General features: G+C 68.6%; 24 protein-coding genes and 1 pseudogene. 8 read left to right on the forward strand and 17 right to left on the reverse strand.

Going from position 1 to position 24,601, the window contains the following annotated elements:
* The first annotated feature begins 9 nt into the window (after positions 1-9).
* The 4 genes from FBR43_RS00635 to speD are packed head-to-tail and all read left to right on the forward strand — an operon-like array spanning position 10 to position 3,703.
* Positions 10-222: a DUF350 domain-containing protein gene (locus FBR43_RS00635; protein WP_136941318.1), complete on the forward strand. Its 213-nt coding sequence runs from the start codon at positions 10-12 to the stop codon at positions 220-222.
* Positions 215-1,747: a polyamine aminopropyltransferase gene (locus tag FBR43_RS00640; protein ID WP_136941319.1), complete on the forward strand. Its 1,533-nt coding sequence runs from the start codon at positions 215-217 to the stop codon at positions 1,745-1,747. The genes FBR43_RS00635 and FBR43_RS00640 overlap by 8 nt, the downstream gene beginning before the upstream one ends.
* Positions 1,737-3,332, forward strand: a complete 1,596-nt coding sequence (locus FBR43_RS00645; RefSeq protein WP_136941320.1) for an FAD-dependent oxidoreductase — start codon at positions 1,737-1,739, stop codon at positions 3,330-3,332. The genes FBR43_RS00640 and FBR43_RS00645 overlap by 11 nt, the downstream gene beginning before the upstream one ends.
* Positions 3,329-3,703, forward strand: a complete 375-nt coding sequence (gene speD, locus FBR43_RS00650) for an adenosylmethionine decarboxylase (RefSeq protein ID WP_136941321.1) — start codon at positions 3,329-3,331, stop codon at positions 3,701-3,703. Before FBR43_RS00645 ends, speD begins: the two co-directional genes overlap by 4 nt.
* Before the next feature lie 6 nt (positions 3,704-3,709).
* On the opposite strand, the pseudogene FBR43_RS00655 reads toward speD, so the two are convergent.
* The 5 genes and pseudogenes from FBR43_RS00655 to FBR43_RS00675 form a co-directional block, all read right to left on the reverse strand.
* A pseudogene (locus FBR43_RS00655) lies at positions 3,710-6,205 on the reverse strand (ATP-binding protein); the annotation flags it as partial.
* A gap of 164 nt (positions 6,206-6,369) precedes the next feature.
* Positions 6,370-7,755: a UdgX family uracil-DNA binding protein gene (locus FBR43_RS00660; RefSeq protein WP_136941323.1), complete on the reverse strand. Its 1,386-nt coding sequence runs from the start codon at positions 7,753-7,755 to the stop codon at positions 6,370-6,372.
* A gap of 6 nt (positions 7,756-7,761) precedes the next feature.
* Positions 7,762-8,238, reverse strand: a complete 477-nt coding sequence (locus tag FBR43_RS00665) for a hemerythrin domain-containing protein (RefSeq protein ID WP_136941324.1) — start codon at positions 8,236-8,238, stop codon at positions 7,762-7,764.
* A 70-nt stretch (positions 8,239-8,308) separates the two neighbouring features.
* Entirely contained in the window at positions 8,309-9,556 is a 1,248-nt protein-coding gene (locus tag FBR43_RS00670; RefSeq protein WP_136941325.1) for a putative DNA modification/repair radical SAM protein, read from the reverse strand.
* Complete coding sequence (locus FBR43_RS00675) at positions 9,525-10,997, reverse strand: hypothetical protein (RefSeq protein WP_212611864.1); 1,473 nt, start codon at positions 10,995-10,997, stop codon at positions 9,525-9,527. Before FBR43_RS00675 ends, FBR43_RS00670 begins: the two co-directional genes overlap by 32 nt.
* Before the next feature lie 147 nt (positions 10,998-11,144).
* On the opposite strand from FBR43_RS00675, the gene FBR43_RS00680 reads away from it, so the two are divergent.
* On the forward strand, positions 11,145-11,432 hold the full coding sequence (locus FBR43_RS00680; protein WP_249276379.1) for a hypothetical protein: 288 nt from the start codon (positions 11,145-11,147) through the stop codon (positions 11,430-11,432).
* A gap of 13 nt (positions 11,433-11,445) precedes the next feature.
* Here FBR43_RS00680 and FBR43_RS00685 read toward each other — a convergent pair whose 3' ends face one another.
* From FBR43_RS00685 to FBR43_RS00725, 9 genes are all read right to left on the reverse strand, one after another.
* On the reverse strand, positions 11,446-11,841 hold the full coding sequence (locus tag FBR43_RS00685; protein ID WP_136941326.1) for a hypothetical protein: 396 nt from the start codon (positions 11,839-11,841) through the stop codon (positions 11,446-11,448).
* A gap of 49 nt (positions 11,842-11,890) precedes the next feature.
* A complete protein-coding gene (locus tag FBR43_RS00690) occupies positions 11,891-12,430 on the reverse strand; it encodes a demethoxyubiquinone hydroxylase family protein (RefSeq protein WP_136941327.1) in 540 nt (179 codons plus the stop codon).
* On the reverse strand, positions 12,427-12,900 hold the full coding sequence (locus FBR43_RS00695) for a disulfide bond formation protein B (protein ID WP_136941328.1): 474 nt from the start codon (positions 12,898-12,900) through the stop codon (positions 12,427-12,429). Before FBR43_RS00695 ends, FBR43_RS00690 begins: the two co-directional genes overlap by 4 nt.
* Positions 12,901-12,911: 11 nt before the next feature.
* Positions 12,912-14,234: a S41 family peptidase gene (locus tag FBR43_RS00700; protein WP_136941329.1), complete on the reverse strand. Its 1,323-nt coding sequence runs from the start codon at positions 14,232-14,234 to the stop codon at positions 12,912-12,914.
* A gap of 117 nt (positions 14,235-14,351) precedes the next feature.
* Positions 14,352-15,488 (reverse strand): murein hydrolase activator EnvC family protein, encoded by a 1,137-nt coding sequence (locus FBR43_RS00705; protein WP_249276380.1) that lies wholly within the window; start codon positions 15,486-15,488, stop codon positions 14,352-14,354.
* A 44-nt stretch (positions 15,489-15,532) separates the two neighbouring features.
* Positions 15,533-15,955: a 23S rRNA (pseudouridine(1915)-N(3))-methyltransferase RlmH gene (locus FBR43_RS00710; RefSeq protein WP_136941331.1), complete on the reverse strand. Its 423-nt coding sequence runs from the start codon at positions 15,953-15,955 to the stop codon at positions 15,533-15,535.
* Between the two features lie 24 nt (positions 15,956-15,979).
* Positions 15,980-16,363, reverse strand: a complete 384-nt coding sequence (rsfS, locus tag FBR43_RS00715; RefSeq protein ID WP_136941332.1) for a ribosome silencing factor — start codon at positions 16,361-16,363, stop codon at positions 15,980-15,982.
* A gap of 64 nt (positions 16,364-16,427) precedes the next feature.
* On the reverse strand, positions 16,428-17,012 hold the full coding sequence (locus tag FBR43_RS00720) for a nicotinate-nucleotide adenylyltransferase (RefSeq protein ID WP_249276381.1): 585 nt from the start codon (positions 17,010-17,012) through the stop codon (positions 16,428-16,430).
* A gap of 14 nt (positions 17,013-17,026) precedes the next feature.
* Positions 17,027-18,274 carry a glutamate-5-semialdehyde dehydrogenase gene (locus FBR43_RS00725; protein WP_136941334.1) on the reverse strand — a complete coding sequence of 416 codons (1,248 nt, stop codon included), beginning with the start codon at positions 18,272-18,274 and terminating at the stop codon, positions 17,027-17,029.
* An 82-nt stretch (positions 18,275-18,356) separates the two neighbouring features.
* Here FBR43_RS00725 and FBR43_RS00730 point away from each other — a divergent pair, with 82 nt between their 5' ends.
* Together FBR43_RS00730 and FBR43_RS00735 are read left to right on the forward strand one after the other, a co-directional pair.
* On the forward strand, positions 18,357-19,418 hold the full coding sequence (locus tag FBR43_RS00730) for a DUF3667 domain-containing protein (protein WP_136941335.1): 1,062 nt from the start codon (positions 18,357-18,359) through the stop codon (positions 19,416-19,418).
* A complete protein-coding gene (locus tag FBR43_RS00735) occupies positions 19,415-19,885 on the forward strand; it encodes a hypothetical protein (RefSeq protein WP_169542419.1) in 471 nt (156 codons plus the stop codon). The genes FBR43_RS00730 and FBR43_RS00735 overlap by 4 nt, the downstream gene beginning before the upstream one ends.
* On the opposite strand, the gene FBR43_RS00740 is transcribed toward FBR43_RS00735, so the two are convergent.
* From FBR43_RS00740 to FBR43_RS00750, 3 genes are all read right to left on the reverse strand, one after another.
* Positions 19,882-20,631, reverse strand: coding sequence for a class I SAM-dependent methyltransferase (locus tag FBR43_RS00740; RefSeq protein ID WP_136941337.1), 750 nt, complete (start codon positions 20,629-20,631; stop codon positions 19,882-19,884). The genes FBR43_RS00735 and FBR43_RS00740 overlap by 4 nt on opposite strands.
* 61 nt (positions 20,632-20,692) lie before the next feature.
* Complete coding sequence (locus FBR43_RS00745; protein WP_136941338.1) at positions 20,693-21,982, reverse strand: homoserine dehydrogenase; 1,290 nt, start codon at positions 21,980-21,982, stop codon at positions 20,693-20,695.
* Between the two features lie 133 nt (positions 21,983-22,115).
* A complete protein-coding gene (locus FBR43_RS00750; protein WP_136941339.1) occupies positions 22,116-23,069 on the reverse strand; it encodes an isopenicillin N synthase family dioxygenase in 954 nt (317 codons plus the stop codon).
* Positions 23,070-23,253: 184 nt separating this feature from the next.
* Here FBR43_RS00750 and FBR43_RS00755 point away from each other — a divergent pair, with 184 nt between their 5' ends.
* A complete protein-coding gene (locus FBR43_RS00755) occupies positions 23,254-24,483 on the forward strand; it encodes a multidrug effflux MFS transporter (RefSeq protein WP_136941340.1) in 1,230 nt (409 codons plus the stop codon).
* Positions 24,484-24,601: the final 118 nt, after the last annotated feature.

Below are 24,601 nucleotides of genomic sequence, written 5' to 3' on the forward strand. Positions count from 1 at the left end.
GGAAAGCACATGGTCACGACGCTTCCGGTCCTGCTTAACAGCCTGCTCTATTCGGCAGTGGGCATCATCGTTTTCGGCCTGGGTTTCTGGGTGCTCGACAAGCTGACGCCGGGCAAATTGTGGGACGAGATTCACGATCAGCGCAACATCGGCGTGGCGATCGTCACCGGCGCGATGGCGCTGGGGCTGGCGATCATCATCGCCGCCGCCATTCATGGCTGAGGCCGATCCCGCCGCACCCCGATTGAAGCTAAGGGCACCGGCGGGGGCGCTGCTGCTCTCGGCATTCGTCGTCGCCACCTGCGGGCTGATCTACGAGCTGCTCGCCTCGACCATCGCCAGCTATCTGCTCGGCGACAGCGTTACGCAATTCTCCACCGTCATCGGCACCTATCTGTTCGCGATGGGCATCGGCTCGTGGTGCTCGCGCTATGTGAAGCGTGACGAACTGCGGCTGTTCGTGCGCACCGAATTGCTGATCGCGGTGCTGGGCGGTTGTTCGGCGGCGGCCTTGTTCCTGCTGTTCCCGCTGGTCGAATATTTCCGGCTGGTGCTCTACGGGCTGGTGTTGGCGATCGGCTTCCTCGTCGGTCTCGAAATCCCGCTGCTGATCCGTATCCTCAGGGACTTCGATTTCCGCGAGACGGTGTCGAGCGTGCTGACGTTCGACTATGTCGGCGCGCTCGCGGCGTCGCTCCTATTCCCGCTGGTGCTAATGCCCTATCTGGGCATGATACGCACCGCCTTCGCCTTCGGCATCGCCAATGCCGCGGTCGCCTTCGCGGTGCTGCTGACGCTGCCGCGCGCAGGCGGCTATCGCGGCGAGAAGATCGCAGCACTCGTCATCCTCGCCGGCCTCGCCGCAGGCTTCGTCGCCGCCGACCGGCTCCAGCGGCTGGGCGAAGTGGCGAGCTATGCCGAGCCGGTGATCTACGCCAAGTCGAGCCGCTACCAGCGCATCGTGCTCACCCGGCGCGGCGACGATCTGCGGCTGTATCTCAACGGCAATCTGCAATTCTCGTCGCGCGACGAATATCGCTATCACGAGGCGCTGGTGCATCCTGCCCTGGGCCGTGTCGGCGATCCGCGCCGCGTGCTGATCCTGGGCGGCGGCGACGGGCTGGCGGCGCGCGAGGTGTTCCGCCACCCGTCAGTCGAGCAGGTGACGCTCGTCGATCTCGACCCCGCAATGACCGCGCTGTTCGGCGCGACGCCGCAGCTCGCCGCGCTCAATCGCGGGTCGCTCACCGATCCGCGGATGACCGTGGTCAATGCCGACGGCTTCCGCTGGGTGCGCGAGGCCGAGGGGCAGTTCGATGCGATCGTCATCGATTTCCCCGACCCCACCGACTATTCGATCGGCAAGCTCTATACGCAGAGCTTCTACGCGCAGGTGCGCCGGCTGCTGGCGCCGGGCGGCGTGATGGCCGTGCAGGCCACCTCGCCGCTGGTAGCGCCCACGGCCTACTGGACCGTAGCGACCACGCTCGAAGCCTCGGGCTTCGCGACGCGCGGCTATCACGCCTATGTTCCGAGCTTCGGCGAATGGGGCTTCCTGCTCGCCGCCGCCGAACCGATCGCGCCGCGCGCCGACATCCTCGAAGGCCGGTTCCTCACCGCCGCGACCGAACCGCTGCTGTTCGCCTTCCCGCCCGACATGGCGCGGCGACCCACGCAAGTGAACCGGCTCGACAATCAGGTGCTGGTACGCGCCTTCGATCGCGAATGGGCAGGCTATGAAGGCTGACCGGCGCACATTGCTGGGCCTCGCGACAGGCGCAGCGGTGCTGGGCGGCACCGGCGCCGCACTGGCATTCGGCGAGAAACCGCTTCCGCCGGGCGCGCTGATGGGCGCCGATCTGGCGCGCGGCCATCGGCTGGGCAGGGGCGGCTTCCCACCGCCCTCGCGCGAGGAGCAGGTGCCGGTGGTGATCGCCGGCGGCGGCATTGCCGGCCTCTCGGCGGGCTGGACACTGGCGGGGGCGGGGTTCGACGATTTCCGCCTGCTCGAGCTCGAGGACTGGGTGGGCGGCAACGCGCGCGCGCGCCGCAACGCAACCAGCGCCTATCCGCTCGGCGCGCACTATCTTCCCGTCGCAAATGCCGAAGCCGCCGATCTGCGCGCGCTGCTCGCCGAGCTCGGCATCATCACCGGCGAGGCCGATGGACGCCCGGTCTACGACCCCACACAGCTTTGCGCCGATTTGCAGGAACGCATCTTCTGGCGCGGCCGCTGGCAGGAGGGGCTGATCCCGGCCACCGGCCTGTCGTCCCGCGATCGTTCGGATCTCGATCGGTTCGCAGCCGCGATGACCGCCTTCTCGGCCGCCATCGGCAGCGACGGAAAGCCCGCCTTCGCCACCCCGATCGCATATAGCAGCACCGATGCCGCGTGGCGCGACCTCGATCGCGTGTCGTTCGCCGACTGGCTCGATGCGCAGAATTATGCATCGCCCCTACTGCGCGCGCATGTGCGCTACGGCATGCGCGACGATTACGGCAGCGAGCCGCGCGACGTATCGGCCTGGGCGGGCATCCATTATTTCGCCGGCCGCCGCGGCCTCGCCGCCAACGGCGCCGGAGACAACGTGCTGACCTGGCCCGAGGGGAATGCGCGCCTCGCCAATGCGATGGCGGCGCGCCTCGGCGATCGTATCGCCGGCGGGCGCATCGTCCACCGCGTCGCGCGTACCGATACCGGCGTTGCGGTCGATCATTTCAATGTGGCGAGCGGCACTACGACCCGCACGCATGCCCGCGCCGTCGTGCTGGCGATGCCGCTGTTCGTCGCGACACGCATCTGTGCCGAGCTGGGCGATGCGCGCGCGTGCAGCTACGCGCCGTGGCTCGTCGCCAACGTGACGGTCGATCGGATGCCCGAGGGCGCCGGCGTACCGCTGGCGTGGGACAATGTTTCGACCACCAGCGACTCGCTCGGCTATGTCGTCGCGACGCACCAGTCGCGCTCGGTGCCGGGCGAGAGCGTGCTCACCTGGTACATGCCGCTTTCGGACATGGCGCCCGCCAGCGCGCGGCGCCTGCTGATCGAGCGGCCAGCCGCCGACTGGAAGCGCGTCGTGCGCGACGATCTGCTCGCGATGCATCCCGAGCTCGACGGGATGCTGCGCCATATCGAGCTGTGGCGCTGGGGTCATGCGATGATCCGGCCGACGCCCGGCTATGTCTGGGGCGCCGCGCGCACCTTCGCACCTGCGTCGCCGCTGTTCCTTGCCCATTCGGACCTGTCGGGCATGTCGCTGTTCGAGGAAGCGCACTGGCATGGCGTGCAGGCGGCGCGTGGCGCGATGGCGCATCTGGGGCACACGGCATGATCGCACCGGCCCTGCCCTATGATGGTCGCCATCTGATCGCCGATCTGCACGATTGCACCGGCCTCGACGATGCCGCGCTGGTCGCCCGCGCTCTCACCGATGCCGCCGCCGCAGCAGGGGCGACGTTGCTCGATCTGCACCTTCACGCTTTCGGGCCGGGTCAGGGAATCACCGGCGTCGCACTGCTCGCCGAATCGCATATCTCGATCCACAGCTGGCCCGAGCATGGCTATGCCGCGATCGACATCTTCCTGTGCGGCCGGCGCTGCGATCCGCAGGCGGCGCTCGACACGATCGTCGCGGCGCTCGGCGCGCGCGCGGTGAACGTGCAGACGATCGTGCGCGGCTACGGCGTCACGATGCCCGCCTAACGCCACTCACGCCATCGCTGCCCAGGTCTCGCGAAGGCCCGCCGCCGTATAGGGCCGGGCCACGATCGCAAGGCGCGGATCGGCGCTCCCCGCCGCTCCTCCGCCGCCCGCGACGATCACCGCAAGATCGGCCTGCAACCCGCGGATCTCGGGCAGCAGCGTCGGCGCGAGCGCACCGTCGAGTACGACGAAGCTGTAATCGCCGCGTGCCACGCGCAACTTGCCCAGCGCCTCGGCCGCATTGGCGGCGCCTTCGGCGGCGAGTCCGCTTGCCGACAGCGCTTCGATCGCCAGATGGCGCAACCCGTCCTCGGTCTCGATCACCAGCACCCGGCCCGAGCGTCCGCGATCGAGCACGTCGCGCACCGTGCGTGCCAGCGCCTCGAAGGTGAAGGGCTTGCCGATCATCTCGACGCCGGGATCGAGCCGCCCGCCATGGACGATGGCGTTGCGCGTATAGCCCGAGGTGTAGAGCACGCGCAGCCCCGCCTGCCGCTCGCGCGCGGCATCGGCAAGCTCGCGGCCCGACATGCCGGGCATCACGACATCGGTGAACAGCAGCTCGATCGGCGCGCCCTGCCGCTCGAGCAGACGCAGCGCCGAAGGGCCGTCATGCGCCTCGAGCACGCGATAGCCGAGTTCGCGCAGGCATTCGACAGTATAGGCGCGCACGTCGTCATCGTCCTCGCACACCAGGATCGTCTCGCGCTGGCGACTGGGTTCGAGGCCGCACACACGCTGCGCCTCCACCTCGTCATCGCGCACGTCGCGCGTCAGGCGCGGCAAGTACAGCCGGATCGTCGTTCCATGGCCGATCTCAGAATAGATCTTCACATGGCCGCCCGACTGCTTGACGAAACCGTAAACCATCGAAAGGCCGAGGCCGGTGCCCTTGCCGACTTCCTTGGTGGTGAAGAAGGGCTCGAACGCGCGCTCGACCTGGTCGGGCGTCATGCCGCAACCGGTATCGGTGACGGCGATAACGACGTAGCTGCCCGGCGCCACTTCGGCATGCTGCGCGGCATAGGCCTCGTTCAGCTTGGCATTTGCGGTCTCGATCGTCAGGCGACCGCCGTCGGGCATCGCATCGCGCGCGTTGACGGCAAGGTTGAGGATCGCAGCCTCGAGCTGGTGCGGATCGGCCTCGACGCGCCACAGGCCCGGCGCGGTGATCGTCTCGGTCGCGACCAGTTCGCCGAGCGAACGCGCGAGCAGATCGGCCATCGATCCGATCAGCCGGTCGACGTCGACGGGCTTGGGCGCGAGCGGCTGGCGGCGCGAGAAGGCGAGCAGGCGCTGCGTGAGCGCGGCGGCACGCTCGGCACCCTTCATCGCGCCTTCGAGCGCCCGCAGCGCACGCGGTTCGTGCACATTTTCCTGCGAAAGGCTGCGCTGCGCGATGCCGATATTGCCCGTCACCACCGTCAGCAGATTGTTGAAATCGTGCGCGATGCCGCCGGTAAGCTGGCCCACCGCCTCCATCTTCTGCGCCTGGCGCAGCGCTTCCTCGGCAAGCATCAGCTGGTCCGATCGTTCCTGCACGCGCTGCTCGAGTGTCGCGGTCAGGTCGCGCAGCTGATCGCGCGTCGTCTTGAGCTCGTGGATGTCGGTGCAGGTGCCGTACCAGCGCGCGATCCTGCCGACCTGGTCGCGCACGCACTGCGCGCGTCCCAGCACCCAGCGATAATCGCCGCTGCGATGCCGCAGACGATACTCGATTTCGTACGGCGCGCCGCTGGCAAGGCTGGCGCGCCAGACCTCCCATGCGCGCGGCTGGTCGTCGGGATGGAAGATCGCGTTCCAGCCCTCGCCGTCGGTCGTGCCGTGCGGCACGCCGGTATATTCGTACCAGCGGTCGTTATAGTAATCGTGGAACCCGTCGGGCTGCGTCGACCAGATCATCTGGTCGATCGAATTGGCGATGGCGGCGAAGCGCGCCTCGCTCTCGGCCAGCGCCGCCTCGGCCGCCCGGCGATCGGCGAGCTCGCGCTCGGCCGCCTCGAACAGCCGGGCGTTGTCGATCGCGATCGCCGCCTGCGCCGCCAGTCCCACCATCAGCCGCTCATGCGCCTGCGCGAACCGCCCCGGCTCGGGATGGCCAAGCAGGATGCCGCCCAGTACCGCGCCCGATCGTCCCGCCACCGGCACCGCCAGATAGCTGCGCACCGGCAGATGCCCGCGCGGCATGCCGCTGTGCGGCGCGTTATGACCATAGCGCGGATCGGTAACGATATCGTCCGATCGCACGATCTTGTTGGCGAAAGTCGGCGCGAACACCCTGGTCGCGCGCGGATGGCCGAACCCCTCGAAATCGGCGCGGCGCGCACCCGACAGCGTGTAGAGCCCCAGCCGCTCGCCGCTTTCGTCCCAAATATTGTGGAAGAACGCGGCGAATGCGGCACCCGTCACTTCGACGCTGGCGTCGGTCACCGCCTGGACGATGCGCTCGACGTCATGGTCGGCGAAAAGCGCCGCAGTCGTGCGCGACAGCAATTCGAGCGCGGTATCGACGGTCTGGAAAGGTTGGACGCTCAGGTCGGACGGCAAGGCAGGTTCCTGGTCGATCTCGAAATTCGGCAGCGGCCCTATGCTGGCGGCAGAGGTCGCGGCCCAGCCTATACGCGCACGATGACCCAAAACTGAACCGGGCAGACGAAGGTTCCGCGCTAATCTTGCAGCAGAGCGTGCGCGTTGCGCAGATCCTCGACGAAGCGCGCGCGCTCGTCCTCGGCCTGCGCGGCGTCGGTGATGCGCAGCAGGAAGCTCGGATGCACCGTGATCCACCCCTGCGTGCCGTCGGCCAGCGCGATCGGGCGCCCGCGCTCCTTGCCAATGGTAACCGTGCGTCCGGTCAGCGAGCGCGCCGCCGTGGCGCCCAGCGCCACCGTCAGTCGCGGCCGCACGAGCAGGCGTTCCTGCTCTACCCACCAGCGACAGGCATCGATCTCGCCCACGCCGGGCTTGGCATGGATGCGCCGCTTGCCGCGCTGTTCGAACTTAAAATGCTTCACGGCATTGGTGACGTACACGCCGGCACGATCGATGCCCGCTTCGGCGAGTGCGGCATCGAACACCTGCCCCGCCGGCCCCACAAAGGGGCGGCCCGCCAGATCCTCCTGATCGCCCGGCTGCTCGCCGACGAACATCAGCGCGGCATCGACGGGGCCTTCGCCGAACACCGTCTGCGTCGCGGGCCGGTGTAGCGGGCAGCGCGTGCAGCCCATCGCTTCCTCGCGCAGCGCCGCCCATGCAGCTTCGCTGTTGCCGCCGGTGGCGGGCTTCACCGTATCGATCATCGCCACCTCGCGTGCGCGTGCGCCGGCGATCAGTTCGCCAACCAGCGCGGTTTCGGGCATGTTCTTCCAGTATTTGCGCGGCATCTCTTTCAGCATCGCGCCCACCTTGAGCCGCGCGGGATTGAAGATCGACGCGTAATAGGTCTTCCATACCGCCTCGGTCGGATCGCCCTCGGGCGCGTCGGCGCGTGACGCGCCCGGTCCCTCGCGCAACGTATCGCCGTCCCAGTGCAATGAAAGCTCGGGCGTCAGGATCGACCAGCGCATTGCGTTGAAGCGATCGACGAAGAAGCGCGCATTGTGCCGCACGATGTGATGCTCGGGCTCGAACCACGCGACGAAACGCTCGCCCTGCTCGTCACTCGCTTCCCGAAAGCGCAGGAAAGCGCGCATCTTGTGAATGTCGCGCCGCACCGCCTTGGCGATGTCCTCGAGCCGGCGGCGCAGCGGATCGGCCATGTCCTCGATCCGGCCGGGCTGCTCGATCAGCCGCAGCAGCATCGCATGGAGCAGCGCGAAGCGTTCGGGATCGGCGTGCATCACCACGCTGCGCGCCAGATCGACGAAGCGGCGCGATACTGCAAAGGCCGGCGCGTCGGGTGGCAGGTCTACTGCTTCGTCGCCGAACAGGTCGGCGGGCACGTCGCCGACCTGCCACACCACCTCGCCCGCCGGAACGCGCGCTGCCACAAGCGCACGTGCCGCGTCGCGCCACCCGTCGAAATCATCGGGCGCGGTCAGCGCGACGATGCGCATCGCGGGTCAGTCGCGATCGTCGCCGGCCTCGCTTTCCTCGGCGATCGCCAGTTCCTTGGGCTTGCGCTTCTCGAATACCTTGGCGAGCCGCGCCGTCTCGTCCTTCGACAGGTCATCGGCGGCGGCGGGGAACATGTCTTCCTCCTCCTCGTCGATATGATGCTCGTAGCGGTGGCGCATCTCATCGAACTTCTCCTTCCATTCGTCCGACGCGGCATCGAGATCGGCCATCTCCTCGAAGAAGTCATCGATCTCCTTGTGCTCGGCCACCGAGTGGCGGGCCTCGTCGCGCAAGTCGGGCTTGGCGAGCATCGTCGCGTAGAGCGATTCCTCCTCGGCGGCGGCATGGGCGGAGACCTCGACACGGAACGCCTCGAACAGGTCGGCGCGCTCGCCGGCATCGGCCTTGTCGATCGTCTTCAGCATCTCGCGGTGACGATCGTGATCCTGCTTCAGGTCTTCAAAGATGCGTGCGTCGGCCATGGCGTGCTCCATTCGATGGTTCGGCCGTTCAACCCGCCGCCCGCACGCGCGTTTCACCTGCGAACCAGTCTCACGCGGCAAACAGCTCGAGCTGCTCGCGGCGGGGCGCGACAAGCGGTTTCAGATCGAGCTTGTCGGCGAGTGCGACCGGCCGCCAGCCCTCGGCGACGATGAACGGTCGCACCTTGGCAACCGAGACGGTAAGCCGCGCCACGTCGTCGAGCCCCAACCGCCGCCAGCGTCGCGCGCGCAGAATGGCATTCACCGCCTTCACCCCCAGCCCCGGCACACGCAACAGCATCTCGCGCGGGGCGCGGTTGATATCGAGAGGAAAATGCTCGCGGAATCTGAGCGCCCAGGCGAGCTTGGGATCGATGTCGAGCGGCAGCATCCCCGTCGACGGGTCGGCGGCCGCCACCACTTCGCGCGGCTGATAGCCGTAGAAGCGCATCAGCCAGTCCGACTGGTACAGCCGATGCTCGCGCATCAGCGGCGGGCGCTGGAGCGGTAGCACCGCGCTCGCATCGGGGATCGGGCTGAACGCCGAATAATAGACGCGCCGAAGCCCGAAACGGCCATAGAGCGACGATGCGCGCGTCACGATATCGCCGTCGGTCGCGGCATCGGCGCCGACGATCATCTGCGTCGACTGGCCCGCTGGTGCGAAGCGCGGCGCCGAGCGATAGCGCGTGCGCGCATCGGCGGTGTCGATAATCGCCGACTTCATGCCCGCCATCGCGCCTTCGATGCGCGTCTCGGACTTCTCGGGCGCAAGCCGCTTCAGCCCGCCCGTCGTCGGCAGTTCGACATTGATCGACACGCGATCGGCATAGAGCCCCGCCTGGTGCACGAGCTCGGGATCGGCATCGGGAATCGTCTTGAGGTGGATATAGCCGCGAAAATCATGATCTTCGCGCAGCGACCGCGCGACCTCGACGATCTGCTCCATCGTGTAGTTCGAGCTTCGGATGATGCCCGAGGAAAGGAACAGCCCCTCGATATAGTTGCGTTTGTAGAAGGCGAGCGTGAGCTGGACGACTTCCTGCGCGGTGAAGCGCGCGCGCCGCACGTTCGAGGATTTGCGATTGATGCAGTAATGGCAGTCGAAGATGCAGCTGTTGGTCAGCAGGATCTTGAGCAGGCTGATGCAGCGGCCATCGGGCGCATAGGCATGGCAGATTCCCATCCCCTCGGTCGAGCCGATGCCCTTGCCGCCCGCCGACTTGCGCTTGGTCGTGCCCGACGACGAGCACGACGCATCGTACTTCGCCGCGTCGGCGAGGATCTCAAGCTTCTGCCGGGTGTCGAGCTGCGCCATGCGTTCGATATATGTTCGCACGCGATCCAAGTCGAGTGATCGAGATCAAGGCGGCGAAGATCGTCGCGGCGAGCACACCCCATAGCGCGAGGCCCGTCCAGGGACTCGTACCGAAGAACTCGTTGGGCACGGTGCGCAGATAGCCCGGCGCGAAGCGCAGCGCCCACACGCCGTCGATCAGCTGGTTGGGCGCGTCGTGCGGCGCGGTGATCTCGGCCGATGCGATCATCAGGTTGATCGCGATACTGAGCGATGCAAGCGCTGCCAGCGCCGCCCTGCCACCTCGCCCCGCCGCCGACCAGGCCGGGGCGAAACCGATCGCGAGGAACGCCACCGCCGGCATCGCATGGCGCGGCCCGGTCGAATTGCCGCCGTCCCAATAGGCGTAGGACGCATTGTAGAGGAACGCCGCCAGCGTGCCGGCCAGCGCCAGCAGCACAAGGTCGCGCCGGCCCCCGCGCCACAGCACGACAAGGCCGGGCAGCGCCGCGACGAGGATCGGCGCGACCCACAGCATTCCCCGCCGCTCGCCCCACAGGATTTCGGCCAGCGCCGCCATGTTCGGACTGGTCAGGCCGAAAAGCCCCTGCTGCATCCCGTCGAAGCCGACGACGCCGCTATAGCCCACGGTGAACGGGTCGCCGAACGCGAACATGTTGTAACCGAGCAGCGGCAGCAGCGCCGCGCTGCCCGCAAGCACCGCATCGACGATGGCGCGCAGGCGTGAGGGGGCGGCAAGCGGCCACATCCGCCACAATGCCCACAGGCCGATGGGGAGCGCGAACAGCAACGCGCTGTGCTCGATCACCAATGCCCAGCCGAGCGCGGAGCCCGCCGCCGCCGCGCGCCAGCCCGGAGCCGTGCCCGGTTGCGTGCCTCGCCAGACGAGCGCGATCGCGATCGTCAGCAGCGAAACCGTGGCGGCATGGCCGAACAGCGTGGTCGACCAGCCCCACAAGGGCGTGCCCAGCGCAAAGGCGACCGCGCCGAACAGCCCCGCCCCCGGCGACCGCGCGATATCGGCGCCCATAGCGAACAGCATCGTCGCGGCGAGCGCCAGCAGCGTCGCGTTGATGATCGCCGCGGCGGCCCATTGGCGAAGCCGGATATAACGGTCGAGGTCCGGATCGCTCTGGTCGAGCAGCTTGCCGCGCTGGTCGTCGCCGGTGAGCAGGTTGATGACGGCTACCACCGGCACCGCCATCAGCGTCATGCCCGGCGCCTTGTCGAGATAATAGCCGTCGGCGAAGCGCGCCTTGTCGATCGTCAGATGCTCGAACTGGTCGATCGTCGCGTCGCCGTCCTCGACGATCGAGATCGCCGCGAACAGGCGCACCGCGCTGTTGGGGTTCCAATGCCACGAGCCGAACCACGCCGCCGACAGCCACACGAGCGCGAACAGCAGGACGCGGGCGCGACGTGGCGGGTAAAAATCGGCCATGGCGCAAGGGGCTAGTCGATTGCTGGGCGATCCTGCAACCGATGGTGCGCTTGTCAGATTATGTTGCGATGCAGCGTACCCGACATGCGCGTTGGCACGTTACCTGTTTCGCGACCGGCTCAACGGCCGCGAAGATGGGAACCGGCGATGCAGATGATGTCACCCGCGCAATGGTCGAAGATGACCACCGATTTCTGGATGCTCGAGCTCGAGGCGTCGAGCGTCATCGCCAGTCGTACGATGATGCTCGCTGCCGGTGGTCCGCTGGCCGATCGCGAAGCGCAGCGCATGGTCAGCGAAAAGATGCAGGCGATGTGGGAGTTGCAGTGGAAGCTGCTGACCGGCGGCCTCGGCACCACGCCGCATAGCGCGGGCACCGGCGCGATCCGCCATTATCGCAGCAAGGTCGCCGCCAATCGCCGCCGCCTGAAATAGCGGCGGCGCGACCTCAGTCGATCGGCAGGTTGCGCTCGGCCTGTCGGCGGGCGCGGCGATCGGCGCGTGCGGCCTCGAACTGCTGGACGTTGCAGCCCGTCATGCCGCCGATGCCTACCGGCGTGCAGCTGCCGATGCCCGAATTGCCGGCGTTGAGCACCTGCTCCTGCTTCGTCGCCCAGGCCTTGTTCTCGGGCGTGATCTCGAGCTCGCGCAGCTCCTGCGGAATACGGAAGCGCTCGGCTTCGCTGCGGCGAACGCAGACGACGATTTCCTCGCCATCGGCGTTGGTGGGGCAGCGGTCGTTGCCATAGATGGTAAGCACGCCATTCTGCACCTGTGCGGCGGCGGGTGCGGGCAGCGCGGGGACGGCGGCAAGCGCGGCGGCAGCGATCAACCAGCGGGTCATGTCATTCCTCCTGGCGCCATCAACGCACCGGACGCGATATTGTCGCATCTCAGACTCGCTTGGAAGCCGCAATCGCGATGCGGCAGCCGGCGCGGATGAGCGCGCTCATCACCGGATAGGCCGGTGCCTGCTCGGCACCATGCGCAAGTGCCGCTTCCTTGTGCTCGAGTTCCTCGTCGCGGAACTGCGCGACCATCGCCTTCAGCTCGGCATCCTCGTCGCCCAGCTCGTCGAGCTGCGCCTGATAATGCCGGTCGATCTCGGTCTCGACCGCGACGGTGCACGCCATCGCCGCCTCGGGGCCGATCGCAGCCGTCACCGCGCCCAATGCGAAGCCCGCAACGTTCCACACCGGTTGCAGCGCCGTCGGGCGCACGCCGCGCCGCGCGATCATCGCGTCGAAATAGGCGCGGTGCCGCTCCTCCTGCTGCGCCATGCCCGCGACCTCGGCGGCATGCGGCCCGCGATCGCCCAGAATCGCGAGCTGGCCGGCATAGATTCGCGTCGCGCCATATTCGCCCGCCTGATCGACACGGATCATCGTGTCCACCGGCTCGCGCCGGTCGCCCGGCCGCCAACGCTTGCTCATGCCGCTTCCTTTCGCATCAGCGCGAAGATGGCGATCGCCCCGCCCAGCGAAAAGAGGGCATTCCATCCGGCGAGCGAAATGCCGAGCAATTCCCATTGCGCCACGTCGCAGCGAATCATCGGCGCGGCGAGGATGGCGCCGAGCAGATCGCCGTCGGCGGGCATCGCGACCGTGCTGGTGCAGGCGGTGATCCCTTCCCACCAGCCATATTCGACGCCGGCATGAAACACCCCGATCGCGCCACTCGCGGCGATCGCCAATGCCGCGAGCCAGACCAGTGTGCGCGCCGCGCCCGCGACCAGAAACGCCCCGAGCGCGAGCACGATCGCGGCATAATGCGGCCAGCGCTGCCACAGGCACATCTCGCACGGATAGAGCCCGCCCACATGCTGCGACAGCAGCGCACCGGCGATCAGCGTGGCAGGCACCGCCAGCGCGAGCGCGCGCGCAAGCACGAAGCGCGGCGTCACCTGAGCGCGCTTCAGCGTCGCGCCGCCGTCTGCGGGCCGCTATTCGCCAGCCGGCCGATCGTCTTCAGCGCATAATCGAGCTGGAAGTCCTCGATCCCCTGCTTCTTCAGGCTCTCGGCGGTGGCGGTGAAGCGCGGATCGGTGGCGGCGTCTTCCTCGAGCGTCTTGTCGTCGACCTTCGCCTCGTTGATGAGGTGGCGTCGCAGATCGGCTTCGCGGAACACCGGGCGGCTCTTGTAGTCCTCGTCGCTTAGCTGCGGGACCATCAGGTCGGGCTCGATGCCGCCTTCCTGCACCGACTTGCCCGAAGGCGTGTAGTAGCGCGCGGTGGTGAGCCGCAGCGCATTGGCGCTGCCGAGCTGGAGCAGCGTCTGCACCGATCCCTTGCCGAAGGTCCGCTCGCCCATCACCACCGCGCGGTGATGATCCTGGAGCGCGCCGGCAACGATCTCGGATGCCGAGGCGGTGCCCGCATCGACGAGCACGATGATCGGCGCACCCTTGGTCAGGTCGCCGGGCCGGGCGTAATAACGCTCGATATCGGTACGCTCGCGCCCGCGCTGCGACACGATCTCGCCGCGCTCGAGGAAGGCGTCGGTGACTTCGATCGCCTGGTTGAGCAGCCCGCCGCCGTTCGAGCGCAGGTCAATGACATAGCCCGTCGGCTGGCGCCCCAGCGACTTCTGGATCGCCATGATCGCGGCACGCGTATCGGCGCCGGTCGAGGCCGAGAAGGTGTTGATGTTGACGATGCCGATGCCGTCCTTGACTTCCCACTTCACCGGCTTCTGCACGATCGTCTCGCGCACCAGCGTCAGCTCCATCGGCTTGTCGCGGCCGGGGCGGACCACGGTGATCGCCACCTTGCTGCCCGCCGGCCCGCGCATCTCGGATACCGCGGCATCGAGCGTCTCGCCGAAGATCAGCTTGCCCGCGACGTGCGTGATATAATCGCCGGCCTTGATGCCCGCGCGGTCGGCGGGCGAATCTTCGGTCGGCGCGATGACTTTCACCGCGCCGTCCTCCTGCGTCACGGTGAGGCCGAGGCCGCCGTAATTGCCCTCGGTCTGGATACGAAGATTCTCGAAGTCGAGCTCGTCGACATAGGAGCTGTGCGGATCGAGCGCCGAGAGCATGCCCTGGATCGCGCCCTTGACCAGCACCTTGTTGTCGACCTGCTCGACATATTCGGCCTTCACGCGATTGTAGACATCCATGAAGATGTCGAGCTCGCGATAGGCGCCGCTGTCGACCTGCGCCATCGCACCGGTGGCGACGGGAACGAGCGCCAGCGCCGCGACGGCGGCGGTAACCTGAAGAAACGGACGGGACATCGAACGCGCTGCCTTTTCAAACTCGAAACCAGGCCCTTTGCGCCAGAATAGCGGCAAGCGGGGTGACAGGCAAAGCCGGTTTTGGGGAGCGGGCCGGCACTAAATCCAGAACGCTTCTCAGCGTAGCAGCGGCACGATATCGAAGGGGCGCCCGCGCCGGCGCAGCTCGACGGTAACGCGCGGCGCGTCGCCCGCCGGCGCACGTCCGATCGCCGCCCCCGCCGCCACGCGCTCGCCGCGCCGCACGGCAGCGGCGTCGAGCCCCGAGACGAGCGAGGTCCAGCCATCGCCGTGATCGAGGATGACGACGGTGCGGTAGCCCGGAAAGCCGCGCGCGAACGCGACGGTGCCGGCGGCGGGCGCGACTGCCGGCGCGCCCGCCCAGGTGGCAATGGTGAGCCCGCGCGAGCGCACGCCGCTCGGCGAAAGTTCACCCAGCCCCGCGACGATGCGTCCTGCCACCGGCAGGCGATAGGGCGGCGGGCCGGCAGACGGCGTGGCTTCGGCCGCAGCGTCGGGGCGCGGCAGCGGGCGCGGCAGCGGGCCGGGCAACGCCTCGAGCGCGCCGCGCGTCGCGATCGCCGCATCGAGCACCGACATGCGATCGACGATGTCGCGCGCTTCCTCGCCCAGCGCCAGCGCGCGATCCGATTCGATGAGCGCGCTGCGCCCCAGATCGCGCGATCGCAATCGACTGGCGGCTTCGAGCTGCAACAGCCCCAGCCGCTCCTCCTCAAGCCGGGCGCGGCCATCGGCGAGGCTGCGCGCGGCAAGCGCGGCGCCCTCGCGCAGCCGGCGCACTTCGGCAAGCTCGCCGCGCACCGCGTCGCTGCGCGCGCGCACCACGGGCACCACCGTCGCCAGCAAGGCGCGGACATGCACCGCGTCGCGCGTCGAACCGGGCTGAAGCAGGCCGAGCGCGGCAGGCCGGCGCGCCAGCGATTGCAGCGCCGCCACCAGCTGCGTGGTCGGCGCGCGGCGCGCTTCCAGTCGCGCGCGCGCCGCTGCGAGTTCACGATCGACGAGCAGGATACGCGCGCGTGCCGCCGCGATATCGGCCTCCGCCTGCTCGGCACGCGCGGCGACGGCGGCACGGCGCGCGGCGGCTTCGGCAGCCTCGTCCCGCGCGGCATCGGCCTGCCGCTCGAGTTCTTCGGAACGGATGCGCGCCAGCCGCGAAGCCTCGTTCGCCGCGGCGAGCGCGCGGCGCTCGTCATCGATCGACGGCGCCTGCGCGCCGGTGGTCGCGGGCATCGCAATCAAGGCCGCGGCTGCGGCGGCGAGGGCAACGCGCCGCATCATCCCTCGCGATGATAGGGGTGGCCGGCGAGGATGCTGGTGGCGCGCCACAATTGCTCGGCGAGCATCGCGCGCGCCATCAGGTGCGGCCACGTCATCGCGCCGAACGCGATCAACAGGTCGGCCGCCGCACGTTCGGCATCGTCGAAGCCGTCGGCCGCGCCGATCAGGAAGCGCGCCTCGCGTACGCCATCGTCACGCCACCGCCCCAGCCGCGTCGCGAACGCCAGCGAGCCGAGCTGCGCGCCCTTCTCGTCGAGCAGCACGCGGCGCGTGCCGGCTTCGATCGGCGGCATGCGTCCGCCGGCATCGGGCAGCTCGGTCACGCGTACCGGCCAGCCGACGCGCTTGATGTAGCGGTCGACCAGCTCGGCCTCGGGACCACGGCCGATGCGCCCGCGTGCGACGATATGCAGCAGCACGCGGGCCGGCGTCCGAACCGGCGTTCAGGGCTGGACGGCGGGCGCGCCGGCGGGCGGCGGCGGCGCATCGCCGAACGCCCACATCCGCTCGAGATTGTAGAAGCTTCGCACCTCGGGGCGGAACAGATGGACGATGACGTCGCCGGCATCGATCAGCACCCAGTCGGCGGTCGGCAGCCCTTCGACGCGCGCCGATCGCCCGAACTCGGCCTTGATCTTCTCGGCGAGCTTCTGCGCCATCGAGGCGACCTGCCGCGTCGAGCGGCCTGATGCGATCACCATGTGATCGGCAAGGCTCGACTTGCCCGCAAGCGGGATCGAGACGACCTCCTCGGCCTGGTCGGCATCGAGCAGATCGAGGACGAGCATATGCAGCGCCTCGGCCCCTTCGGGGTCGGACGACCGCATTGCGTGGGAAGATGTGGCCAAAGTCGCTCCTAGTCCGGTGCTGCTGCAAGATGGGATCGCAGCTTCACGAATCATCCTCGTCGAAGCGGCGGTGCCAGGCGGGATCGGCGCGGCGGATGGCCGTGGCCGACATGGGATCGGGGCGAAAGCGCAGCAACACGAGCGCCGGCAAGCTCCATTGGTCCCATCGTTTCGCCTGGCCTGCGGGCCGCACACCGCGCCGCAGCCAGCCCATCGCGGGACTTGCGAGGGCCGCACCTTCATAGCCCGGTCGCGCGATCACCGCAATCGGCACCATGCGCGCGATCCGTCGCCACGCCTTCCAGCGATCGAAACCGGCCAGATTGTCGGCCCCCATGATCCAGACGAAGCGGTGGCGCGGATGCCGGCGGCGCAGCGCGGCGAGCGTATCGACGGTGTAGCGCGTGCCCTGCTCCGCCTCGATCGTCGAGACGCGGATCGGCGCATGACGCGCCATCCATCGCGCCGATGCGACACGCGCTGCATAGGGCGCCATGTCGCCGGCGCCATCCTTCAGCGGATTGCCCGGCGACACCAGCCACCAGACCTCGTCGAGCCCGAGCGCGCGATGTGCCTGCAACGCGACGCGCCGATGCCCGCGATGCGCCGGATTGAACGATCCGCCCATCAACCCCACGCGCTTCAAGGGCGCCTCTGGCCGCTGCCGCGCACCTGCCATTTGTAGGTCGTCAGCCCCTCGAGCGCCACTGGCCCGCGCGCGTGCAGCCGGCCCGTGGCGATGCCGATCTCGGCGCCCATGCCGAACTCGCCGCCATCGGCGAACTGCGTCGAGGCATTGTGCATCACGATCGCGGCATCGACCTCGGCGAGGAAGCGCTCGGCGGCAGCTTCGTCGTTGGTGACGATCGCCTCGGTATGCCCCGATCCGTGCCGGGCGATGTGCGCGAGCGCCTCGTCGAGCCCGTCGACCATGCGCACCGACAAAATCGCGTCGAGATATTCGGTGTCCCAGTCGACATCGTCGGCGGGCGTCACGCGTGCGTCGATCGCCGCCGCGGCGCGGTCGCCGCGCAAGGCGCAGCCGGCGTCGGCAAGCGCCGCCAGCACCGCTGCGGCATCGGGAAAGCCGGTATCGATCAGCAGCGTCTCGGCGGCGCCGCAGATACCGGTGCGGCGCATCTTGGCGTTCACCGCCAGCGCCGTCGCCATTGCCGGATCGGCGGCGCGGTCTACATACACATGGTTGATGCCGTCGAGATGCGCGAGCACGGGCACGCGCGCTTCGGCCTGCACGCGCGCCACCAGTCCCTTGCCGCCGCGCGGCACGATCAGGTCGATCGCCCCCGCCGCCGCCAGCATCGCGCCCACCGCATTGCGATCGGACGCCGCGATGCGCTGAACCGCGTCGGCCGGAAGGCCCGCTTGCTCGATCCCGCGCACGAACGCCGCATGAATCGCCGCATTGCTCGCCAACGCCTCGGAGCCGCCGCGCAGGATCGCCGCGTTGCCCGCCATCACGCACAAGGCCGCCGCATCGGCAGTCACGTTGGGCCGGCTTTCGTAGATGATGCCGATCACGCCGATGGGCACGCGCACGCGCGTCAGTTCGAGCCCGTTGGGCCGCGTACGCCGGTCGATCACCGCCCCCACCGGATCGTCGAGCGCCGCCACTGCTACGACCGCATCGGCGATCGCCGCTACCCGCGCCGCGTCGAGCCGAAGCCGGTCGCGCATCGCCGGCGGCAGCGCTTGCGCGCCCGCCATGTCCCCGGCGTTGGCCGCGAGGATCGCGTCCAGATCGGCGCGGATCGCGTCCGCCGCCGCGCGAAGCCCCGCGCGTCGCGATGCCGCGGAGCTACGCGCCAGCTCGCGCGCCGCACGCCGAGCATGTTGCCCCATGTCGGCAAGCGTGGCGGTCCAGTCGGTCATGGGCGATGCTCTGCCAGTTTCGCGCGCGCGCCGAAACAAAGATGCGCTCGCACGTGCGAAAGCGAATTGATAGGCTGCCGGCATGGACGGCAATCTCGATGCGAGCGGCGACATCGCCACCGGCATGCTGCTCGCGCGCGCGGTCGAGCGGCAGGGCGGGCACGGCGCGCACGGCGATTCGCCGCTGTGCCTCAACTGCGGCACCGCGCTCATCGGCGCGCATTGCCACCGCTGCGGTCAGGCGGGCCATGTCCACCGCTCGCTCGGCGCGATCTGGCACGATCTGCTGCACGGCGTGCTGCATTTCGAAGGGCGGCTGTGGACGACGCTGCCGATGCTGGCGACGCGCCCCGGCGAGCTGACGCGTCGCTATATCGATGGCGAGCGCGCGCGTTTCGTGTCGCCGATGGCGCTCTTCCTGTTCTCGGTGTTCACGCTGTTCGCCGTGCTGTCGATCCTCGGCATCGCGCCGCCGGCCGAAGTAGGGCCCTCGACCGATCGGATGGCGGCCGAGCTGACGACGCAGCGCGACGCGCTGACACTGGCGCGCGAGCGAGCGGTTCGCGAGGCGAATGATGCGCAGAGTGCTGCGGCAAAGGCGGAGGCGACACGCGAGATAGCCGAATTCGACCGCGACATCGCCGCCCTGAATGCGTCGCTGCCCGTTTTTCGCAACCGTTATGCACGAGACATGACCTTCAAGACGGGCTGGAAGCGCCTCGATTACGGTATCCAGAAAGCGCAGGACAATCCCGGCCTCGCACTCTACAAATTGCAGGCCAACAGCTACAAGTTCAGCTGGCTGCTGATCCCGCTATCGGTGCCGTTCGTGTGGATCATGTTCGCCTGGCGCCGCGAGTTCCGCGCCTATGACCATGCGGTGTTCGTGACCTATTCGATCGCGTTCATGTCGCTGCTGTTCATCGTGCTGACGCTGCTTGGGGCGATCGGCGTGCCGATGTCGGTGCTCGGCACGATCGGGATGCTGATCCCACCCTTCCATATCTACCGCCAGCTTCGCGGCGCCTATCGCCTGCGCCGCCGCTCGGCACTGGCGCGGGCGACGGTGCTGCTGCTGTTCTCGATCCACGTCATCGCCTCGCTGTTTCTCATGCTCGTGGTCGGACTGGGGCTGGTGGGGTGAAAATTGCTCGCCACGGCGTCGATCGCACGACCCGCCTGTTGCTGATCGCCGCGATCTGCGTCGGCCTCGCGCATCATGTCGATCATGTGCTGCGCGTCGATCACAGCGGCTGGCCGTTCACACCGCGCGTCACGCCCTTCACCTTCAGCCTCGCGGCCTATCCAGTGCTGCTGTTTGCGCTTTTGGGGCCGGCGCGGCTGTTCTGGTGGCGCTGGGCACTGATGGTCGCGGGCACCGCCTTCACGCTGTTCGCGCATGTCCGCATCGAGACGCCGCGGATGCAATATGCGATGTGGGCGTTCAATCGCAGCCTCGAGCCGCATCTCGCCGGCGTGCGCAATCTGTGCGGCATCGAATCGGGCGCGCTCGGCTGGCTGTCGATGGGCGTATCGATGGCGCTCAACGTGCTGCTGGTAACGACGGTGATCGTCATGCTGGCCAACCGGCCGGCAGGAGCGAGGCCCTAGCGCTCGCGCACGCCCACCAGCGTGCCCTTGGTGCCCGCCTGCACCAGATCGAAGCGCATGTCGGGCCAGCGCTTGCGCCAGCGCGCGGCGACGATGCGTTCGCCCGGACGCGCGGCATCGTCGAGCAGCACGGTGCCGCCTACGGGCAACCGGTCGAACAGCGTCTCGGCGGCGCCGCGCACATAGGGATGGATCGTCCAGGGCGGGCCGTCGATCACCAGCATGTCGATCCGCTCGGGCAGTCGACCGTGATCGTACCAGATGCCCGGCCACCCACCCGGCGCGGCGACCAGCGGCGTCGCGCGCATATCGGCATCGACGCCGTGCTCGCCCAGCCATTCGCGCGTGGCGGACACGAAATCGGCATGCTGGTCGCAGCTCGTCAGCCGCCCGCCGCCGTTGAGCGCCAGCGCCTTGGCGACGATGAGGCTCGACGCGCCCGATCCCAGCTCGACGACCACTTGCGGTCGCATCGCCTCGATCCGGTCGACGATCAGCGTCAGGAAGCCGGTATCGGCTTTCCAGCTGCCCAGATTGGGCAGCGCATCGGTGGGCAGTTGCAGCCGCTCGAGCAGCGCCGCCTTCACGCTGCGCGATCCCCCCGAAAGACTGCGCAGTAGCCACGGCCATTGCACGGCGCCGATCGCGATAAGTTCGGCGGTCTCGCGCAGCGAGCGGCGCGCATCGGCGGGCCAAGTGCCGTCGTCGCGGCGCGGAAGATAGGAGGTGGCGTCGCGCGTGGTCATGCCGCCGCCCTTGCGCCGCTCGCCGCGCCCGTCAAGGACGGCGCGACGAAGCGAGCGCGGACTATTGCAGGATGTGCATCCACATCGGCTGGCCGACGAGGCTGGTCGATCCGCGCAGCTTCTCGAGCGCCTGCGCGACGCAGCGCTCGGGGCCTTCATGCGTCACGATCGCCACCAGCACGCTGCCATCGGCATGCGCGCCGCGCTGCATGAGGCTTTCGATCGAGACGCCGGCATCGCGCATCGCTGCCGCGATCTCGGCGAGCACGCCCACCTTGTCCTCGACCATGAAGCGTAGATAGGCGCGGCCCCGGCGCTCGCCCGTATCGGCGGGCGTGCCGGCAAGCAGCGACGCGGCGGGCATCGCATAGGGCGGGCCGAACTCGCCGCGCGCGATGTCGATCAGGTCGGCAACGACGGCGCTGGCCGTCGGGCCGTCGCCCGCGCCCGCGCCTTGGAAGAAGAGCCGGCCGACGAAATTGCCCTCGGCCACCACCGCGTTGGTCGCCCCCGTCACATGCGCCAGCGGATGGTCGAGCGGCACCAGATGCGGGTGGACACGCTGGAACAGCCCGTGGCTGTCGGCCTCGGCGATGCCCACCAATCGCACGCGATAGCCGAGCGCTGCCGCCTCGGCGATGTCGGCGGCGATGACGTGGCGGATGCCCGTCGCCGCCACGTCGGCAAAGGCGGGCTGCGTCCCGAAGGCGAGGCTGGCGAGGATCGAGAGTTTGTGGGCGGCATCCACTCCGTCGATGTCGAAGCCCGGATCGGCCTCGGCGAACCCCTTGGCCTGCGCTTCGGCCAGCACCTCGGCGAAATCCCTGCCCTCGGCCTCCATGCGGCTGAGGATGAAATTGCAGGTGCCGTTGAGGATGCCGTAGACGCGCTCGATCTCGTTGGCGGCGGCGCCTTCGCGCAGTCCCTTGATGACCGGAATGCCGCCGGCGACCGCCGCCTCGAACTTGAGCGCGGCATCGCCCGCCTCGGCGGCTTGCGCGAGTTCGAGCCCGTGATGTGCGATCATCGCCTTGTTGGCGGTGACGAACGAACGACCGGCCTTGAGCGTGGCGCGCGCCAGCGCCAACGCCGGCCCGTCCGATCCGCCCACGAGCTCGACCACCACGTCGGCGCGCGGGTGCTGCGCGAGCGCGGTGAAATCGTCGACCCAGTCGAACCGCGCAATGTCGACGCCGCGATCCTTGGCACGGTCGCGCGCCGAAACCGCGACGATCTCGATCGGCCGGCCCGCACGCCTGGCGATCAGCTCGCCATTGGCGTCGATCAGCCGGATGACGCCCGCGCCAACCGTGCCCAGCCCCGCGATCGCCACGCGCAAAGGTTCAACCATTCGAATCCCCGCAATCTTGTCGTCACCCCGGGCTCGACCCGGGGTCCCGCTCGCTTTGCGGACGGTTCAGACAAGCGGGACCCCGGGTCAAGCCCGGGGTGACGAAGAAAAACCGGGTACGGCGATACTATCGCTACGCCTTGATGAGCCCGATCTGCACCAGCCGCTCGTGCAGATAGTCGTGCGCGGTGATCGGCTCGGGGTAGCGGTTGGGATTGTCGGCCGAAACGCAGCCCGGCAGCGTCTTGATGACGAAATCGGGTGCCGGGTGCAGGAAGAACGGCATCGAGTAGCGCGAATGGCCGCGCCGCTCGGGCGGCGGATTGACGACGCGATGCGTCGTCGAGGGCAGCACGTGATTGGTCAGCCGCTGGAGCATGTCGCCGACATTCACCACCAGCGCGCCCTCGGGCGGCTTCACCGCCAGCCAGTTGCCGTCGCGGTCGAGCAGTTCGAGGCCGGCTTCCTCGGCGCCCAGCAGCAGCGTGATGAGGTTGATGTCCTCGTGCGCGCCGGCCCGCACGCCCGGCGCATCGGCCGAGACGGGCGGATAGTGCAGCAGCCGCAGCACCGAATTGCCATCCTTCACCGCCGGATCGAACCAGTCGGGCGCGAGATCGAGATAGCGTGCGATCGCCGACAGCAGCCGGTCGCCGGCGGTATCGAAAGCGGCAAAGAGCTCGAGGAACGTCTCGCGGAAACCCTCGGGCGCCTCGGGCCACACATTGGGCGCCATCACATCGGCGAAGCGGTGGCCGGCGGGCAGCTCGCGGCCGATATGCCAGAATTCCTTGAGGTCGTTCTCCTTGGCGTCCTTGGCGATCTCGATGCCGAACGGCGTGTAGCCGCGCGCGCCGCCGCCGCCCGGCACATGCCCGCGCCGCTTGACCTCGTCGGGCTGGGCATAGAGCTCGGCGGTGAGCTTCCAAGCGCGCTCGATCAGGCCGGCGTCGATGCCGTGGTCGCGCACGATCGCGAAGCCGAAGCGCTCGAACGAGCCGCCGAATGCGCGCGCGAAACCTTCGGGTTCTGCCGCCTGGTCGGCGAGCGAGACGACCTGCACATCGGCAAGGGCTGTTTGGGACATGGGAGTTGCGAATCCGTCATTGCAATATGGGGTCGGGGCACGAAATAGGGCGCGGCGGCGCGATAGAATAGTACCCAACTTGTGTTGCCACCATCGCGGCCGGCCGGAGAGCGGTCTCATCCCTGTCTTGCGTGCCGCGTCGCCGTCTCGACGCCGGCTCGTTGATCGTTCAAAGGTCGTGCCGATGCATCAGCCGCTCCACCCCGCCTCGCTCGACCGCGCGCCCATCCCGTTCGGCGAGTTCGTCGCGATGGCGGCGGCGTTGATGGCGCTGACCGCGCTCGGCATCGATTCGATGCTGCCGGCACTGCCCGCGATCGGCGACAGCCTGGGCGTGGCGGCGGCGAACGATCGGCAATATGTCATCACCGCCTTTCTCATCGGCTTCGCCATCGCGCAGCTCGCGCACGGCCCGCTTGCCGATCGCTTTGGCCGCCGGCCGGTACTCGGCTGCGCGCTGCTGTTCGGCGTCGCGATGAACCTGCTCGCGGCCGTGTCCGACAGTTTCGGGCTGCTGCTGTTCGCGCGCTTTTCCGCCGGCATGGCGATCGCCGGCGCGCGCGTCGTGACGGTGGCGATGGTGCGCGACTGTTTCGCCGGCCGCGCGATGGCGCGCGTGATGAGCCTGGTGTTCGTCGTGTTCATGGCGGCGCCTGTGCTCGCCCCCGCCTTCGGCCAGATCGTGCTGCTGTTCGCGCCGTGGCGCTGGATCTTCGTCGGCAACGCCGTCGTCGCCGCCGCCATCCTCGTCTGGTTCTGGCTGCGGATGCCCGAGACGCTGGCACCCGATGCGCGCAGCCCCATCAGCATCGAGCGGCTGGCCTATGGGGCACGCATGTTCGCGCGTGATCGCTGTGCAGTGGGCTATACCGTCGCCGCGGCTTTGCTCTCGGGCGGGTTGTTCGGCTTCATCAACTCGATCCAGCAGATCATGGCCGACATCTTCGGGCGCGGCGAACTGCTCACCATCGTGTTCGCGTCGGTCGCGGGCACGATGGCGATCGCCAATTTCCTCAATTCGCGCATCGTCATGCGGCTGGGAACGCGGCTGATCTCGCACAGCGCGCTCGCGGGTTTCGTGGTGCTTGCCTGCGTGCATCTGGCGGTATCGGCATCGGGCGCCGAGAATCTGGCGGTCTTCATCATCCTTCAGGCGCTGCTGATGGCGTGTTTCGGACTCGCCACCTCCAATTTCTCGGCGATGGCGATGGAGAATATGGGCGCGATCGCGGGGCGCGCGTCGAGCCTCCAGGGCTTCATCCAGACGCTGGCGGGTGCGCTCATCGGCGCGGTGATCGGTCAGGCGTTCGACGGGACGACGGTACCGCTCTACACGGGCTTCGTGGTCACGGGCTTCGCCGCGCTCGCCGTCGTCGCCGTCGCCGAGCGCGGGCGCATGTTCCGCCCGCGCTGACGCCGCCGCTCGGCGCGGCTCACAAGCATTTCGGCTTGCCTATCGGGAACGCGCGCGGCAGCATGATGGTTCGCCTGCCGATGGGGTGGCAATCGCGCTTTCCCCGAGCAGCGACGAG

The sequence above is a fragment of the Sphingomonas baiyangensis genome, from assembly GCF_005144715.1.
GTDB classification, from domain to species: Bacteria; Pseudomonadota; Alphaproteobacteria; order Sphingomonadales; family Sphingomonadaceae; genus Sphingomonas; species Sphingomonas baiyangensis.

Bases quoted from the DNA above. Each gene is read 5' to 3' on its own strand.
- rsfS (WP_136941332.1), bottom strand. From the start codon at position 16,363: ATGCGGTCGTCCGACCCCGAAGGGGCCGAGGCGCTGCATATGCTCGTC.
- FBR43_RS00680 (WP_249276379.1), top strand. From the start codon at position 11,145: ATGCAGATGATGTCACCCGCGCAATGGTCGAAGATGACCACCGATTTC.
- FBR43_RS00685 (WP_136941326.1), bottom strand. From the start codon at position 11,841: ATGACCCGCTGGTTGATCGCTGCCGCCGCGCTTGCCGCCGTCCCCGCG.
- FBR43_RS00755 (WP_136941340.1), top strand. From the start codon at position 23,254: ATGCATCAGCCGCTCCACCCCGCCTCGCTCGACCGCGCGCCCATCCCG.
- FBR43_RS00645 (WP_136941320.1), top strand. From the start codon at position 1,737: ATGAAGGCTGACCGGCGCACATTGCTGGGCCTCGCGACAGGCGCAGCG.
- FBR43_RS00640 (WP_136941319.1), top strand. From the start codon at position 215: ATGGCTGAGGCCGATCCCGCCGCACCCCGATTGAAGCTAAGGGCACCG.
- FBR43_RS00675 (WP_212611864.1), bottom strand. From the start codon at position 10,997: ATGGCCGATTTTTACCCGCCACGTCGCGCCCGCGTCCTGCTGTTCGCG.
- FBR43_RS00745 (WP_136941338.1), bottom strand. From the start codon at position 21,982: ATGGTTGAACCTTTGCGCGTGGCGATCGCGGGGCTGGGCACGGTTGGC.
- FBR43_RS00665 (WP_136941324.1), bottom strand. From the start codon at position 8,238: ATGGCCGACGCACGCATCTTTGAAGACCTGAAGCAGGATCACGATCGT.
- speD (WP_136941321.1), top strand. From the start codon at position 3,329: ATGATCGCACCGGCCCTGCCCTATGATGGTCGCCATCTGATCGCCGAT.
- FBR43_RS00750 (WP_136941339.1), bottom strand. From the start codon at position 23,069: ATGTCCCAAACAGCCCTTGCCGATGTGCAGGTCGTCTCGCTCGCCGAC.
- FBR43_RS00705 (WP_249276380.1), bottom strand. From the start codon at position 15,488: ATGCCCGCGACCACCGGCGCGCAGGCGCCGTCGATCGATGACGAGCGC.
- FBR43_RS00635 (WP_136941318.1), top strand. From the start codon at position 10: ATGGTCACGACGCTTCCGGTCCTGCTTAACAGCCTGCTCTATTCGGCA.
- FBR43_RS00660 (WP_136941323.1), bottom strand. From the start codon at position 7,755: ATGCGCATCGTCGCGCTGACCGCGCCCGATGATTTCGACGGGTGGCGC.
- FBR43_RS00690 (WP_136941327.1), bottom strand. From the start codon at position 12,430: ATGAGCAAGCGTTGGCGGCCGGGCGACCGGCGCGAGCCGGTGGACACG.
- FBR43_RS00740 (WP_136941337.1), bottom strand. From the start codon at position 20,631: ATGACCACGCGCGACGCCACCTCCTATCTTCCGCGCCGCGACGACGGC.
- FBR43_RS00730 (WP_136941335.1), top strand. From the start codon at position 18,357: ATGGACGGCAATCTCGATGCGAGCGGCGACATCGCCACCGGCATGCTG.
- FBR43_RS00725 (WP_136941334.1), bottom strand. From the start codon at position 18,274: ATGACCGACTGGACCGCCACGCTTGCCGACATGGGGCAACATGCTCGG.
- FBR43_RS00700 (WP_136941329.1), bottom strand. From the start codon at position 14,234: ATGTCCCGTCCGTTTCTTCAGGTTACCGCCGCCGTCGCGGCGCTGGCG.
- FBR43_RS00670 (WP_136941325.1), bottom strand. From the start codon at position 9,556: ATGGCGCAGCTCGACACCCGGCAGAAGCTTGAGATCCTCGCCGACGCG.
- FBR43_RS00720 (WP_249276381.1), bottom strand. From the start codon at position 17,012: ATGGGCGGATCGTTCAATCCGGCGCATCGCGGGCATCGGCGCGTCGCG.